Annotated in this window: 12 protein-coding genes and 1 pseudogene; 6 read left to right on the forward strand and 7 right to left on the reverse strand. The window is 29.4% G+C overall.

Features of this window, described 5'->3' with window-relative positions; all coding sequences use genetic code 11:
• Positions 1-236: transposase family protein (locus tag BUA62_RS09995; protein WP_143148366.1), on the reverse strand; the 236-nt coding region annotated here is incomplete at its 3' end.
• A gap of 214 nt (positions 237-450) precedes the next feature.
• On the opposite strand from BUA62_RS09995, the gene lepA reads away from it, so the two are divergent.
• The 6 genes from lepA to BUA62_RS10025 all read left to right on the forward strand — a co-directional run bounded on the left by lepA (position 451) and on the right by BUA62_RS10025 (position 8,919).
• Positions 451-2,271 carry a translation elongation factor 4 gene (gene lepA / locus BUA62_RS10000; RefSeq protein WP_072865912.1) on the forward strand — a complete coding sequence of 607 codons (1,821 nt, stop codon included), beginning with the start codon at positions 451-453 and terminating at the stop codon, positions 2,269-2,271.
• A gap of 9 nt (positions 2,272-2,280) precedes the next feature.
• The gene (locus tag BUA62_RS10005) at positions 2,281-3,852 is read left to right on the forward strand and encodes an Rqc2 family fibronectin-binding protein (RefSeq protein WP_072865913.1); all 1,572 of its coding nucleotides are present in this window, start codon (positions 2,281-2,283) and stop codon (positions 3,850-3,852) included.
• A gap of 187 nt (positions 3,853-4,039) precedes the next feature.
• On the forward strand, positions 4,040-5,239 hold the full coding sequence (locus tag BUA62_RS10010; protein ID WP_072865914.1) for a YgeY family selenium metabolism-linked hydrolase: 1,200 nt from the start codon (positions 4,040-4,042) through the stop codon (positions 5,237-5,239).
• Between the two features lie 67 nt (positions 5,240-5,306).
• Positions 5,307-6,302, forward strand: a complete 996-nt coding sequence (locus tag BUA62_RS10015) for an ornithine carbamoyltransferase (protein WP_072865915.1) — start codon at positions 5,307-5,309, stop codon at positions 6,300-6,302.
• A gap of 14 nt (positions 6,303-6,316) precedes the next feature.
• The gene (locus BUA62_RS10020) at positions 6,317-7,636 is read left to right on the forward strand and encodes a dihydroorotase (protein ID WP_072865916.1); all 1,320 of its coding nucleotides are present in this window, start codon (positions 6,317-6,319) and stop codon (positions 7,634-7,636) included.
• Positions 7,630-8,919 carry an amidohydrolase family protein gene (locus BUA62_RS10025; protein ID WP_072865917.1) on the forward strand — a complete coding sequence of 430 codons (1,290 nt, stop codon included), beginning with the start codon at positions 7,630-7,632 and terminating at the stop codon, positions 8,917-8,919. The genes BUA62_RS10020 and BUA62_RS10025 overlap by 7 nt, the downstream gene beginning before the upstream one ends.
• A 525-nt stretch (positions 8,920-9,444) precedes the next feature.
• On the opposite strand, the gene BUA62_RS10030 is transcribed toward BUA62_RS10025, so the two are convergent.
• The 6 genes and pseudogenes from BUA62_RS10030 to BUA62_RS11570 all read right to left on the reverse strand — a co-directional run.
• Positions 9,445-11,148 (reverse strand): oleate hydratase, encoded by a 1,704-nt coding sequence (locus BUA62_RS10030; protein WP_072865918.1) that lies wholly within the window; start codon positions 11,146-11,148, stop codon positions 9,445-9,447.
• 158 nt (positions 11,149-11,306) lie between these two features.
• On the reverse strand, positions 11,307-11,606 hold the full coding sequence (locus tag BUA62_RS10035; protein ID WP_072865919.1) for a nucleotidyltransferase family protein: 300 nt from the start codon (positions 11,604-11,606) through the stop codon (positions 11,307-11,309).
• Positions 11,596-12,021 (reverse strand): nucleotidyltransferase substrate binding protein, encoded by a 426-nt coding sequence (locus BUA62_RS10040; RefSeq protein WP_072865920.1) that lies wholly within the window; start codon positions 12,019-12,021, stop codon positions 11,596-11,598. The genes BUA62_RS10035 and BUA62_RS10040 overlap by 11 nt, the downstream gene beginning before the upstream one ends.
• An 11-nt stretch (positions 12,022-12,032) precedes the next feature.
• Positions 12,033-13,349, reverse strand: a complete 1,317-nt coding sequence (locus tag BUA62_RS10045; RefSeq protein WP_072865921.1) for a TldD/PmbA family protein — start codon at positions 13,347-13,349, stop codon at positions 12,033-12,035.
• Entirely contained in the window at positions 13,346-14,734 is a 1,389-nt protein-coding gene (locus BUA62_RS10050; RefSeq protein WP_072865922.1) for a TldD/PmbA family protein, read from the reverse strand. Before BUA62_RS10050 ends, BUA62_RS10045 begins: the two co-directional genes overlap by 4 nt.
• Before the next feature lie 496 nt (positions 14,735-15,230).
• A pseudogene (locus BUA62_RS11570) lies at positions 15,231-15,427 on the reverse strand (IS110 family transposase); the annotation flags it as partial.

A 15,427-nucleotide genomic window follows, 5' to 3' on the forward strand; every position in this document is an offset into this window, starting at 1 on the left:
TTGTTTTTACATTTAAATATTCTCATTTCCAATATTATTGTTACCTTTTTTCCTCCTATTGGTAAATCCTGAAAGCTTCTTGTGTATTTTGAATGTACTTTATCTGTTTCTTCTCCACATACTGGACATTTTGCTTTTTTCTTTTTTGATTTTACATAAATATATATTGTGTCTTCTTTTATTTCATGTTTTATATACTTTAAACTTTTATCCAGCATTTTTATTATTTCTTTCATTTAGCTCTTCCCTTTCGCTTTTTCTTTTATTTTAACATTTTTATCATTCCTTTGTCAACTTTCTTTGGAAAGAGCCCAATAAATGATCATTTTTTGCAAGATTTATAATGGCATAAATTTTGTAAATAAAAACAATTGAGTATTTTATGATTTGTCATATATTTTAAAGAAAATTTTGATATAATAATGAGAAAAAGGATTTGGAGGTGTTTTAATGTATAATCCTGAGTTTATAAGAAATATAAGTATAATAGCCCATATAGATCATGGGAAAACAACATTAGTTGATAGAATATTAGAATTAACAAAAAGTGTTGAAAAAAGGAAAATGCATGATCAGTATCTTGATATGATGGATATTGAACAAGAAAGAGGAATAACTATAAAATCACAACCAGTAAAAATCATGTATAATGCAAAAGATGGAAACACTTACGAAATAAATATTATAGATACTCCGGGTCATGTGGATTTTACATATGAAGTTTCCAGAAGCTTAGCAGCATGTGAAGGTGCTGTTCTTTTGGTTGATGCGTCCCAAGGTGTGGAAGCTCAAACAGTTGCAAATACATATTTAGCTTTAGAAAATGATTTAGAAATAATATCAGCCGTTAATAAAATAGATTTACCAAACGCAAATGTTGAAGAAACATTAGATGAAATTGAGGATTTAATTGGAATTTCTGCGGATGATGCATTGCTGGTTTCTGGAAAAACAGGAGAAGGTGTGGAAGAACTGTTAGAAGAAATTATCAAAAGGATTCCAGCTCCAACAATTAAAGGTTCTGATAAAGACAAATTAAAAGCTTTAATTTTTGATGCTAAATACGATAAATATAGGGGTGTAATAGTATATACGAGACTATATAGCGGTTCTGTAAAACGCGGAGATAAAATAATGACCATGTCAAATAAAGAAGTATATGAAGTTGTTGAAGTAGGTATTTTTCATCCAGAAATGATAGCAACAGAGTCTTTATCTGCAGGAGAAGTTGGATATATAATAGCTGGGATAAAAGAGGTTGATATGGCTCGTGTTGGTGATACATTAACAAGTGCTTCTAATCCTGTGGATGAACCTTTACCAGGTTATAAAGAGGTAAAACCAATGGTTTATGCAGGAATTTATCCAGGTGTTCCTGATTATTATGAAGAATTGAGAAAAGCCCTTGAAAAACTAAAATTAAATGATGCAGCTTTAACATTTACACCAGAACATTCTCCGGCATTAGGATTTGGTTTCAGGTGCGGCTTTTTAGGATTATTGCATATGGACGTCATCAAAGAAAGAATAGAAAGGGAATTTGATTTAACAATAATATTAACTGCACCAAATGTTGTGTATAAAGCAAAACTTAAAAATGGTGAAGAATTGGAAATACATGATCCAACACAATTTCCGGATCAGGATATGTTAGAAGAAGTTTATGAGCCGTATGCTAAACTCGATATTATTACCCCACCAGATTATATGGGTGGATTAATGGGGATAGTTCAAAATGAAAAACGTGGAGAATTTCTTTCTGTGTCAAACGCTGGTAAAAATAGGGTCGTATTGCATTTTGAAGTTCCTTTAGGAGAAATTATTTTTGATTTCTTTGATAGAATGAAGGCTATTAGTAGAGGATATGCTTCAATGGATTATGAAATAACAGAATTTAGAAAATCAGACTTATTAAAAGTTACAATATTAGTGAATAGAGAACCAGTAGAAGCTTTATCGTTCATTTCTCACAGAAGTAAATTATATGAAATGTCAAAAAAGATGGTTGAAAAATTAAAAGATCTCATACCAAAGCATCAGTTTGAAATTCCAATACAAGCAAAAGCAGATGGAAGAATTATAGCAAGATCAACCATTAAAGCTTTAAGAAAAGATGTTTTAGCTAAATGTTATGGTGGAGATATCACAAGGAAAATGAAATTACTTGAGAAACAAAAAGAAGGTAAAAAAAGAATGAGACAAATTGGTTCTGTAACTATACCACAAACAGCATTTTTAGCTATACTGAAAATTAATGAAAATGAGAAATGAGGTAGTTATATGCCTATAGATGGATTGCTTTTGAATAAATTAATAAGAGAGGCAAAAAAATTTGAAGGACAAAAAATTAGGAATATATATCAACCGGTGAATGATGAGGTTTTATTCCAATTTCAAAAAGGATTTTTATTATTTGTTTTAAAGAATCCAGCTTATTTAATCTCACTTGATAAAAAACCGGATATGCCAGACATTCCGCAGAATTTTTCTATGTTTTTGAGAAAAAGAATAAAAAATGCAAAACTTATAAAAATTGAGCAATTAGGGTTAGATCGTTTAGGATATATGGAATTGTCAGTAATAGATGAAACATTTGAATTAAGAAATTATAGATTATACTTCGAATTAATGGGAAGAAACTCAAATATATTATTAGTTGATGAAAATAATAAGATATTAGATGCATTAAAAAAAGGAATTGCACCACAAAGAACAATTATGCCAGGTGCAAAATATGTGCCTTTTTATAAAGAAGATTATTTAAATATCCTCGAATTGAAAGGATTTGATTTAGATTCTAATTTAATGGGTTTTTCTAAATTGAGTAAAAAATTTTTATACGAATATTTAGAAAAATACGATTTAAATACCTTCGTTGCCGAGTTCATGGATAATTTAAATGTTTTTCTTTTTGATTATAATAACAAGAAAGAAATATTATCGTTTCCACCAGTAAATTATAATTATGAAATAACAAAATCACCATCAGAAGGATTGATGAAATTATTTGAAGTTCAAAGTATAAACTCTCGATATTCTGAAATGAAGAGAAAATTAGAAAAAACAGTAATAAAAGAAATTGATAAATATGAAAAATTATATAGAAAGTTAAAAAAAGAGGAAAAAGAAATTGAAAAAATCCCAGAGTTAGAAAAAAAAGGTAAATTGTTGCAAGCGTATTTATACAAATTTGACAGAAAAGTAGATTTTGTTGAAGTTGAAGATTGGGAAACTGGTGAGAAAGTTAAAATAGAACTAAATCCTTTAAAATCACCAAATGAAAATTTACAAAATATTTTTAAAAAGGTGCATAAACTAAAATCAAAAGAACAACATTTAAAAGAAAGATTAAAGATTACAAAAGAGATGATAGATTATCTTTATCAATTATGGCAAAGTATAGATTTAGCTGAAGATCTCGAAACATTGAAAGAAATAAAAGAAGAAATAATTTTAGAAAAAATAATATCAGAAAAAAATAATATCAAAAAAAGGAAAAAAATAATATCAAAACCATACGAATTTGAATATAAAGGGTTTAAAATATTAGTTGGAAAAAATAATATACAAAACGATAAAATTACAAGAGAAGCGGATAGAGATGATATATGGATGCATGCACAGGGAATTCCTGGAGCACATGTTATTATTAAAACAAATAAACAGGAAGTTCCAGAAGATGTATTGGTATTTGCAGCACAACTTGCTGCGAAATATTCTAAAGGAAGATTTTCATCTAAGGTTTCTATAGATTATACACAAAAAAAGCACGTATGGAAACCAAAAAGGGCAAAACCTGGTATGGTTTTATACAATAATTTTAAAACTTTATATGTTTCTCCAGAAAAGTAATTTACAAATTATCGACAGCGCCTGAATTTGGCGCTATTTTTTTGTATTTTGCAGCAATTATGTAAATAAACGGGATAATCCGGAATATTTAAAATTGTAAATACTAAAATACTGTTAATGAAAGTTGTATGGGTTTTTAATTTTAAAGTAAAAGTTATATAATTTTATAAAGATTGAATAGGGAGGGATAAATTTGACAACGTTAGAATTAGCAGAAAAATATCGAGAAGATATTGTAAAGTTCATGAGCAAATTAATCAAGGCAAGAAGCTACTCTGGGGAAGAAAGAGAAGTTATTCAGGTAATTAAAGAGGAAATGGAAAAGGTAGGTTTTGATGAAGTCAAAATTGACGGAATTGGAAACATTCTTGGGAGAATTGGGAATGGAAAACATGTGATAGCCATGGATGCGCATATTGATACTGTTGAAGTCGGGAACCCCGATTTATGGGATAAAGACCCATTTAGTGGCGATTGGGATGATGAATGGGTATATGGAAGAGGAGCATCCGATCAAAAAGCCGGAATGTGTTCCATGGTATATGGAATGAAAATTTTAAAAGAATTGAATCTTCTTGAGGATTTTACTGTTTATGTAACAGGTACAGTTATGGAAGAAGATTGCGATGGTCTTTGCTGGAGATATATAGTAGAAGAAGATAAAATAAAACCTGATTTTGTAGTTATTACAGAACCTACGAGCTTAAATGTGTACAGAGGGCACAGGGGAAGAATAGAATTCAGAATAAAAACAGTAGGACTTTCTGCGCATGCAAGCGCACCAGAAAGAGGAGACAATGCAATTTATAAAATGGCAAAAATAATAAATGAAATAGAAAAATTGAATGAAAATTTACATTATGACCCATTCTTAGGAAAAGGGACAATCGTTGTTTCGCAAATATTCTTTAAATCACCTTCACATAATGCTGTTCCAGATGAATGTGTTATTCATATTGATAGAAGGCTTACAGCAGGAGAAACTAAAGAAAGTGCATTCGAAGAAATAAAAGAGATATTTAGAAAAACAGGAATTGATGCAGAAATAGTGGAATTGACATATTCAAAACCTGCATATACTGGAATTGAATATCCTGTTGAAAAGTATTTTCCAACATGGGTACTTGAAGAAAATTCAGATGTTGTACAAGCAGCAAAAGAAACATATGTTAAGACATTTGGCAAAGAACCATTAATAGATAAATGGACATTTAGCACAAATGGTATAGCTACAGCTGGTGTTTATAATATTCCAACAGTTGGTTTCGGCCCAGGTGATGAAAAATATGCACATGCACCCAATGAAAAGGTAAAGATCGAACATCTTGTAAAAGCTGCAGCATTTTATGCAAACTTCCCAAAAACACTGGTTGAAAAAATAAAATAATAATTATATGTATAAAACTTTTAGATAACCATAAAATTCATAAAAATATATCAAGGGGGTAGACATTATGTCAGCATTTTTTAAAACAGAAAAAAGTAGACATTTCATAACAACACAGGATTTTACAAATGAAGAAATAGAAATGATGTTAGATTTAGCAAGAGATTTAAAAATTAAGATGGCATCCAATATACCAACACCATATTTGTTGTATAAAACACTATTTTTGATTTTCTTTGATCAATCAACAAGAACAAGAAATTCAATGGAAGCAGGAATAGCTCAATTAGGAGGACATGCCAACTTTTTAAACCCAAGCATGATGCAATTATCCCATGGCGAAACTCCAGAAGATACAGCAAGAGTTTTGGCAAGAATGGGCCATGGAATTGCTGTTAGGGCATGTGAATTTGGAAAGGGAAATAAATACTTAAGAGGCATGGCATCAGTTTCTCAAGTTCCAGTTATGAATTTGCAAGACGATATTTATCATCCATTTCAGGTATTGGCAGATGCAATGACAATGCAAGAAAGATTTGGGAAAAATTTAAAAGGATTAAAGGTAGGTATTAGCTGGGCATATGCAGAAAGTCATTTAAAACCATTATCAGTTCCACAATCACAAATATTATTATTTACAAGACTAGGTATGGATGTTACATTGGCATATCCTGAAAAATTTGATTTAATGCCAGATATAGTAAAACAGGCACAGGAAAATGCAGAAAAATATGGCGGAAAACTGAACATTACACATAAAATGGAAGATGCATTTGTTGATGCGCATGTGGTTATCCCTAAAAACTGGGGCGGATTCTTTGTTTCAGACGATCCTGAAGAAATAATGGCAGAAACACGAAAACATAAAGATTGGATTTGTGATGAGGAAAAAATGAAATTGACAAGAAAAGATTCTATTTATATGCATGCATTGCCAGCGGATAGAGGAAGAGAGGTTGTTGATTCAGTTATTGATGGCCCTCATTCAGTTATATTTGATGAGGCAGAAAACAGAATACATACTGCAAAGGCTGTAATGACATTGTTAATGGGTGGAAGATAATAAGGTGTGATTTTATGTTTGACTTAGGTATTTTAAACGGTAAGATTTATATAAGCGGTAAGTTTATTGAGGGAAATATATATATAAAAAATGGAAAAATATATGACATTTCAAAATCTATGTTAGAAGCAAAAAAATATTATGATATTTCCGGGAAGTATTTACTTCCCGGTTTTATAGATTCACATGTTCATTTTCATCTTGATCTAGGGAATTTTATTTCAGTAGATGATTTCAGTTCTGGATCAATCTCTGCAGCATACGGAGGAATAACGACATATATAGATTTTTTAGCGCCAGTAAGAACTGCGGATGAATTGGAAAGAGCTTTTTATGAAAGATTGAGTGATGCAAAAAAAAGCGTCGGGGATTATGCTTTTCATGCAACTATAGCAAATCCTACAGATGAGCCCGAAAAAATAATAAGTACTGCAAAAAAATTAGGACTGTCGAGCATTAAACTGTTCACCACATATTCGTCTTCAAATAGAAGGACATATGATGATTATATTTCAAAGTTATTAGAATTGTCCAGAAACTATGGAATAGTTATTTTGATACATTCTGAAAACGATGAAATTATAAGAAAATATGAAAATAATAAAATAAAAATTGCAGATCATTCAAAATACAGACCAACAATTTCTGAATTGTCTGAAGTAATAAAATTAGCAGAAATGTCAGAATATTATAATGCTCAATTATATATAGTTCATTTAACAAGTGGAAAAACATTAGAAGAATTAAAGAAAAAATTTAATCATATTTTAGGAAAAAATTTGGTTATTGAAAGTTGTCCTCATTATTTTTATTTCACTGAAGATATATATAATACAGAAAATGGGTATTTATATACAATGACACCGCCTTTGAGAAGTGAAGAAGAACAAAATTTATTAATTGACAATATAGAATATATAAATACAATAGGAACAGATCATTGTTCGTTTTACAAAAAAGAGAAAGCAGGAGAATATATAAATGGTCTTCCAATGGGTATTGGTGGTGTCGAGTTTTCATTTGTTTTAATGTATACAAAATTTGGTGAAAGAATAATTGACAAATTTACAAGGAATGTTGCCAGATATTATGGTCTGAATAAAAAAGGTGAAATATTACCTTCATATGATGCAGATTTGGTTGTATTTGATCCGGATGAAAAATGGGAAATAAAAAATCACCATTCCAAATCTGATTATATTCCATATGAAAATTTTGAGGTGAAAGGAAAAATTATTTCAACAATATCAAAAGGAAAATTTATTATAAAAGATGGAATTTTAAATCAAAGAGTTAAAGGTTCGTATATAAAAAGGAGAGAAATTGTATGGTAAAAGTCATAATTAATTGTGATATTTTTGATTATGAAAGTTACAGAAAAAACCAATATATAAGATTTGATGAAGAAATAATAAAAGTAGGTCCAATGGAAGATTTCAAAAAAAACGGAAATGAAAATATAATAGATTTTAAAGGGAAACTCGTAATGCCAGGTTTTGTTAACGGACATACACATATATATTCAACATTTGCAAGAGGAATGAGTGTGGATTTTAATCCGAAAAGTTTCTCAGATATTTTAAAACAGTTATGGTGGAAAATGGATTCAAAGATTGATTTAGAAACAACATATTACAGCGCTCTTGTAAGCGGTATAGAATTTTTAAAAAATGGAATAACTGCTGTAATTGATCATCACGCCAGTGGTATGGCAATAAAAGGGACATTAAATGAATTAAAAAAAGGATTAAGTGATGAAATAGGAATACGTGGAATCTTTTGCTTTGAAACAAGTGATAGATTTGATGTAGATGAATGTATACAAGAAAATGTTGAATTTTTGAAAAGTTCTTCGGAAAAATATGTTGGTATGTTTGGGCTACATGCATCACTTTCCTTATCAAATGAAACATTAAAAAAGGTTTCTGATACTTTAGAGGGAGCGCCAATACATATACATGTTGCTGAAAGCATAGAAGATGAAGAAGATTCATTAAATAAATACGAAAAAAGAGTAGTAGAAAGATTAGAAAAGTTTAACCTATTGAATAAAAATTCAATATTATCCCATTGTGTGCACATAAATGAAAAAGAAGCGGATATTATGTCAAAATATGATATATATGTTGCATTAAACCCTACATCAAACATGAATAATGCAGTGGGATTACCAAATTATAAATTATTAAAAGAAAAAGGAATAAACACTATTGTGGGTAATGATGGTTTGGGATATAACATTACAAGAGAGTATTTAAATTTATATTTTACTCAAAAATACAGGTATGGAGATCCGACGTTTTTTAATTTTGAAGATTTAAAAAACAATATAGATAACGTATACAAGCTTGTTGGAGAAATGTTGGGAATAAAACTTGGGAGAATAAAAGAAGGGTATAAAGCTGATATGATATCATATGATTATATACCTTTCACACCGTTGAATAAAGACAATATTTTTGGACATGTATTTTTTGGAATATGGGATAAATTAGATGTTATTGATACAATAATTGATGGGGAATTTTTAATGAAAGATAGAGAGATAAAATTTAAAGTTGAAAAAATTTATAGTGAAGCTAGAAAAGTTTCTGAAAAATTATGGACGAGATTATAAAAACATCTCCAGAAATTATCTGGAGATGTTTTTATTAATTTTTTAATATAATCTCTTTAGTCTTTATAACTGATGTAAGGATGTAATACCTCACCGGAGGTTAAATATTTGCTATGTAAATATTTAACGGATTTTATTTTTCTAATATATATTAAAGTATTTATTCTATTACCCGCAGTAGCGAGTAATGCGGGGATGAACCCATGAGAATATTTTGCACATCAGAACCTGTTGATAAAAAAACATGTTATTACGTAGAACAACTAGATGTGTTGTAAGAAGCACTTGGTCATATAGAAAATTTGGGATATTTTAATATTATATCTCCAGAAGAATCAGGTAAAACTACATTTTTGAAAACATTGATAGAAAATTTAAAAGGAATAAATAATATTATTTAGGAAATAGCAGAAAAAGGAAATAAAGAAATAATATTGATGATAAAGGTAAAATAATAAACCGAGGATTTCCTCGGTTTATTATTTTATTAAATTTAAAAAATAGGATTATTTGTCTCAGTTTACATTACATTAATCCTTCAAGAGATGTATCTTTTAAAAGTTTTTTTACAAAAAATTCTGCAGGCAAAGGTTTTCCACTATATAGTGTTTTAGTTGCATTTATAACATGCCTTATATCATATTTACTTGGATAAATTTCAGGAACTTTTTTATCAAGATTTAATAATTTATAAACAGCTATAATTGCAGAACGTACAGAATATTCCACTGTAAACACACAATCATTTTCTATTTCTACAAATTGACCTAAGAATGCTAAGTTAACGCTTCCTTCTGGTACAACTTCTGGTCTATCTCCTTTTACACGTGGCATAAATTGGCTTGTTATATGCGGCATCATTGCTGGTATAACTATTGCACTATCCACAATTTCTTCCATTAATTCTCCTTCTACTCCAAGATGATATAATAATTCTCTTAATAATTCTTCACCTGTACATTCACTCATTTTTTTCTTTATATAATTACCTTCATTATCCGGGAATAAACCGTATGCCCATAATACCAAGACATTATCTGGCTGGTTTGCAAAATGTGGCTGTCTACTACATGTAACACTCATTAGCCAATTTGAATCTTTTATTGTTACAATACCCCCAGTTACAACTCTTCCAGAATATGGGTCTCTTCCTGTAAGATCTCTAAGAACATCTGCTATTTTTGAATCTTTAAATGTCATTGTAAATGATTCCCATTTTGTTTTGTCAATGTTTTCATAAAAAACTTCTGGTCTTCCAAATGCGGGATCTTTTGCAGCAATATTTTTCCATAAATTCCATACTGGGCCTAATTCCGTATTCAATTCTGGAGCTTTATCCATGCTACCTAAAGTTGAATTTTCTGTCATTGAACCATTTATTACAAATACTAAATCATCTCTTGTTGTTTTTATATATTTTTTCTCTCCATTTTGAATTAAATGAATACCTGTTACAACCTTTTCATTTTCTGTTATATCTATATCAAGATCTATAACCTGTGTGTTATTTACAAAATTAACCCCATGTTCTTTTAGCCATCTTATTAATGGTATTACAAAAGAGTCATATTGATTATATTTTGAAAATAAAATATCTCTTAATTCTGTCATACCTGGTAATAGATGAATAAATCTTTCCATATATCTTTTCATTTCTAATACACTATGCCAATTTTGAAATGCAAACATACTTCTCCATAATAACCACATATCTGTTTCTAAAAATGATGGATCAAAAAATTCTTCAACAGTCATTGCTCCCAAATCTTCTTCTTTCATTAAAAATAGCTTTGTTAATTGTTTTATATGTTTTTCTTCTAACCCTAGTGTTTTAACAGGTACTCTTTCGCCACCACTTTTAATTACCCTTTGGGCAGATACATTCGGATCCCAGTCATTTATTTCTTTCATTTCATCAAGTACTGTTTTGTTTGGATCCTCAAGTGATGGAATATCTGCGAACATATCCCATGTACATTCATAATGTTCTTCCATTTCTCTACCACCGCGGATAATATAACCGTTTTCAGGATCACCTATACCATCTAAAGCTCCACCGTTTATATCTTTTCTTTCAAAAATTGTAATATTTTTTCCGTCCATATGACCGTCTCTTATTAAGTAAAATGCTGCTGCTAAAGATGCTATACCTGAACCTACAAGATAGGCTTTTTTATTTTCAATTCCTTTTGGTTTTTTTGGATTATATTCTCTTTGATAAACACTCATTCTTGATAACCTCCTTCAAATTTTTCTGACATGATTAAGTATAAACCTTTTTTTTATGTTTGTAAATAAACAAAATTGCCTATATGTGCAAACTTGCAACACATTAGGCAATTTGTGAAAATATAAATTCTCTAAAAAAATATAGCGACACAAAGTCGCTATATTTTTATTTTCATGCAATTATTTAATATAATATTTTTAAAACTTTCGGAAGTTCTTTGCCAATCAATGAGATCAACTCTAAAAGGCAAATCCGAATCCTGAAAATCTTCTTCAATTTCAAACAAAATTGTTAAATCTAACTTTTTTCCACAATCAATAGCAATATCAAGATCTGAAGATTCATTTGATTTACCAGTAATTCTGGAACCAAAAATTATTATTGTGCAATTACACATATGTCTTTTTAGAATTTCTATAATTAAATTAAAATATTCCTCTTTAATATCAAAAGTCATTTTTTTCTTTAAGCCTCTCTAATAAAAATTTAGCATCGTTTATAAATTCTTTTGATACTTCAAAAACTTCTTCTGCAATTTCAATATTATATGTGTGAGACGTTAAATTCCTATATTTATGGTATTTAAACCATTTTTGAACATTATCTATAAGTTTATTTTCATAACTTAATCTAAAGAGTTCTTTTCTTGGTATGCCATCTACATAAATTTTCCCTATATTTTCTTCAAGCCATCTTTTCATAAATTTCCAACATAATTCATATGTAAATTCAAAGTTCTGTATAACTCCAGCTTTAATTCCATATCTAAATGTTACATCAAGAGATTCCATAAATTCATTATCATTTGTTTTTTGTATAAGCATATCCAGAGAATTTATAGCTTTTTCAAGACTGCTAATATCTAATGCCATAAAAATCTCTCCTATTCGTTACCAGCAATATCTATTTCAGAAATTATAACAGATGGGACTATAGTACTGCTAAATGAAATCCAAATATCTTTTCCTACTTTTTCCACCTTCTTTAATATTTCAAGGAAATTACCAGATACAGTGATTTGCTCAACTCCGCCAATAATTTTTCCATTTTCCACCTTTAAACCTTGTGCTCCTAATGAAAATTCTCCAGAAATTGGATTTGCACCAGAATGTAATCCTTCTAAGGATGTAATAATAATACCATTATCAAGTTTCTTAAGTAATTCATCAAAACTTTCTTCACCTGGTTCAACTAATAAATTTATTGGAGAAATTCCTCTTCCAGCAGCATTACCGGTTGACTTTTTATTTTCTTTTTTTGCAGTTTTTAAGTCATATAAAAATGTTTTAAATTCACCATTTTTGATAATATCTTTTTCTGTTGTTGGTACTCCTTCTGAATCAAAAGGAGCATTAGATAAAGATCCTTCATAATATGGAACATCTTTTATGGTTAAGATTTCGCTACCTATTTTTTCATTTAATTTGTTCTTTAAAGGAGACATGTTCTTTTGTGCATTTTCTGCAGAAATCATTGGTATTAACATTGTAGATAGTAATGATGCAAAAACATCGCTTCTAAAAATAATTCTATATTTTCCGCTCTTTACTGATTTTGCTCCTATTTTTGCTTTTGCTTCTTTTACAGCTTTATTTGCAATATCTTCAACATTCAATTTTTCTGGCAATGGTGCAATGCCATACCAAAAACCTGATCTTGGAGATTGGTCTTTAGCAACAACTGATAAATATGCATATCCACCGTCACCTTTATATGTTTTATCCAATCCCAAAGTATTTGCCATTGCTAATTCTGTTGTTTGATGTGCATATACTGTCATTGGAACCATCATTATTTTTTCATCTTTCGATGCAACTTCATGCATTTTATTTAATTTTTCCATTTTTTCTTTAACACTTAATTTTTCAAACTCTCCATAATATGATTGCATATCAATATATTCTCCTGAGCCATCATGAAACATATTTTCTTCATTAGAGTCTATAATCTCATAATTTGTTATTGCTTCTTCAAATAACTTTTCAGGATCATCAAAAATTGTAGTTGATGCAGATCCAATTTTCCCATTTTTTAATACTTTCAAGGAAATTGAACTGCTATTTGCATCTTTATATTCATCCATCTTACCATTTGCTAACCTTAAAGAAAATTCATATCCTTTTTTATACTTAATTTGAGCTTCAAAACCTTTTTCTTTAGCTAATTTGAATATTTTATCTTTAAATTCATTATATGTCATTTATTTCGCCCCCCAACAATTATTTCAGAAACCCTTATAGTTGGTTGTCCAACATCTGCAGGAATACTTCCGGAAATTGATCCACACATACCTTGACCTCTGGCTATATCATTTCCAACCATATCTATTTTTTGTATTATTTCATATCCTTTTCCTATTAATGTTGCACCTCTAACAGGTTTTGTTATTTTTCCATTTTCTATTAAATAACCTTCATTTACAGCAAAATTGAATTCGCCTGTTGCTGGATTTACAGATCCACCACCCATTCTTTTTGCATATAATCCATATTCGGTATTCGCAATAATTTCTTCAGGATAATTATCTCCAGGCAAAATGAATGTATTTGTCATTCTTGATGTTGGCGCAAATGTATAGTCTTGCCTTCTTGCGCTACCTGTAGGCTCCATATTCATTCTTCTACCGCCTAATTTATCTATCATATATCCTTTTAATACACCCTTTTCTATTAGTAAGTTTCTTCTTGTTGGCGTTCCTTCGTCATCTATATTAGTTGAGCCCCAAGCATTAGGAATTGTACCATCATCTACAGCAGAGACACATTCTGCAGCTACTTTTTGGCCTAATTTACCAGCAAAAACTGAGGCTCCTTTTGCAACAGATGTTGCTTCAAGAGCGTGTCCAACAGCTTCATGGAAAATAACTCCACCAAATTCATTTGCAATTACAACTGGCAATTTTCCAGCAGGTGCAGGTTCTGCTTTTACCATTTTTACAGCTGTTCTTGCTGCTAACTTACCTGCCTCTTCAACATCTATTCTATCAAAAAATTCAAATCCCATTCCTGCTCCAGGACCATAAAATCCTGTTTCCATTATTCCATTTTCTTCTGCAACAGCAGAAATCATTAATCTTGTTCTAACTCTATTATCTTCTGCAAAAACACCTTCTGAATTTGCAATTAAAACTTTTTGATTATATTCCCAATATCTAACTACTACCTGTTTTATTAAATCAGAATAATTTTTTGCTGAACCATATGCTCTTTTCATAACATCAACTTTTTTTCTTTTTGTAATATCATCAGGATATACTAAAACAACATGCTTGTTCTCATACTTTTTTTCTGTTAGATTTAATGTGAAATCCTTTATTTTTATTTCACCAAGAGCTTCTCCAACTCTTTTTGCTACACTTAACAAACTTTCTCTACTTAACTCGTTTGTATATGCATATACAGCTTGAGTTCCAAGAAAACCTCGAATACCTATCCCAAATGTATTACCAGATGAGGCTGCTTCTAAATCTCCATTTTTCATTTCAAATGAATTAGTATACCTCTTCTCAACAAATACTTCAGCAAAATCTCCACCGTGTTTTAACACAGTACCTATTATTTCGCTTATTAAATCCTTACTTAACACTAATTTCACCCCCGAATTGTTAGTATAATAATATTATATCACACAATCATATAATTAGCAAAGCTAATCATATGATTGCTTTTATATTTTATCTATGTACATCAAAAGTTTTAGTCTAATTTCATCAAAAATATAACGTATTAACTGGCTTTGCTAATTAATACGTTAAGGAAAAGAATTATTTAAGACGAAATATTAATTGAACAAAGATTTTTTGGAGGTTAAAAAATGAATTTAGAAAAATTGATTAATTAGGGTAAAAGCCTATGCTTTTTGTTTTTCCAAGTATAATTATAATCTTTTGATTAATTACTGTTCCTTTATTAGAAACATATTAAAATAAAAATATAATTATATATAAAGATTTCCGGTAGGGAGTCAAATCAGTAAAAAAGAGCAAAAAGGAAATAATTAGCTATAAAAGAAGCTAATAGTTTGAGAATATTGAAATTCAAAAATAAAAGAAAATAAATAATAAAACAAGGATGAGAAAAAATTATTTCATGGGAATATAAGGTACATTGTTTTTAAGTAAATAAAAAATAAGATTGACAAATTTTCTACCGCTTAATACAAGAGCTCTCATATGACGATGAGAATTAGATTCATTAAACTTTTTCCAGTAATATTCTTTGAAAATAGGATTATGATATCTAAGAGAATTAGCAGCTAAAATCAAATAAGTTCTAAGAT

Origin of the sequence: Marinitoga hydrogenitolerans DSM 16785 (assembly GCF_900129175.1) — a bacterium.
Taxonomy (GTDB): Bacteria; Thermotogota; Thermotogae; order Petrotogales; family Petrotogaceae; genus Marinitoga; species Marinitoga hydrogenitolerans.

Excerpts from the sequence above, each read along its gene's own strand:
- lepA (WP_072865912.1), top strand. The coding sequence starts at position 451 with ATGTATAATCCTGAGTTTATAAGAAATATAAGTATAATAGCCCATATA.
- BUA62_RS10005 (WP_072865913.1), top strand. The coding sequence starts at position 2,281 with ATGCCTATAGATGGATTGCTTTTGAATAAATTAATAAGAGAGGCAAAA.
- BUA62_RS10015 (WP_072865915.1), top strand. The coding sequence starts at position 5,307 with ATGTCAGCATTTTTTAAAACAGAAAAAAGTAGACATTTCATAACAACA.
- BUA62_RS10020 (WP_072865916.1), top strand. The coding sequence starts at position 6,317 with ATGTTTGACTTAGGTATTTTAAACGGTAAGATTTATATAAGCGGTAAG.
- BUA62_RS10025 (WP_072865917.1), top strand. The coding sequence starts at position 7,630 with ATGGTAAAAGTCATAATTAATTGTGATATTTTTGATTATGAAAGTTAC.
- BUA62_RS10030 (WP_072865918.1), bottom strand. The coding sequence starts at position 11,148 with ATGAGTGTTTATCAAAGAGAATATAATCCAAAAAAACCAAAAGGAATT.
- BUA62_RS10035 (WP_072865919.1), bottom strand. The coding sequence starts at position 11,606 with ATGACTTTTGATATTAAAGAGGAATATTTTAATTTAATTATAGAAATT.
- BUA62_RS10040 (WP_072865920.1), bottom strand. The coding sequence starts at position 12,021 with ATGGCATTAGATATTAGCAGTCTTGAAAAAGCTATAAATTCTCTGGAT.
- BUA62_RS10045 (WP_072865921.1), bottom strand. The coding sequence starts at position 13,349 with ATGACATATAATGAATTTAAAGATAAAATATTCAAATTAGCTAAAGAA.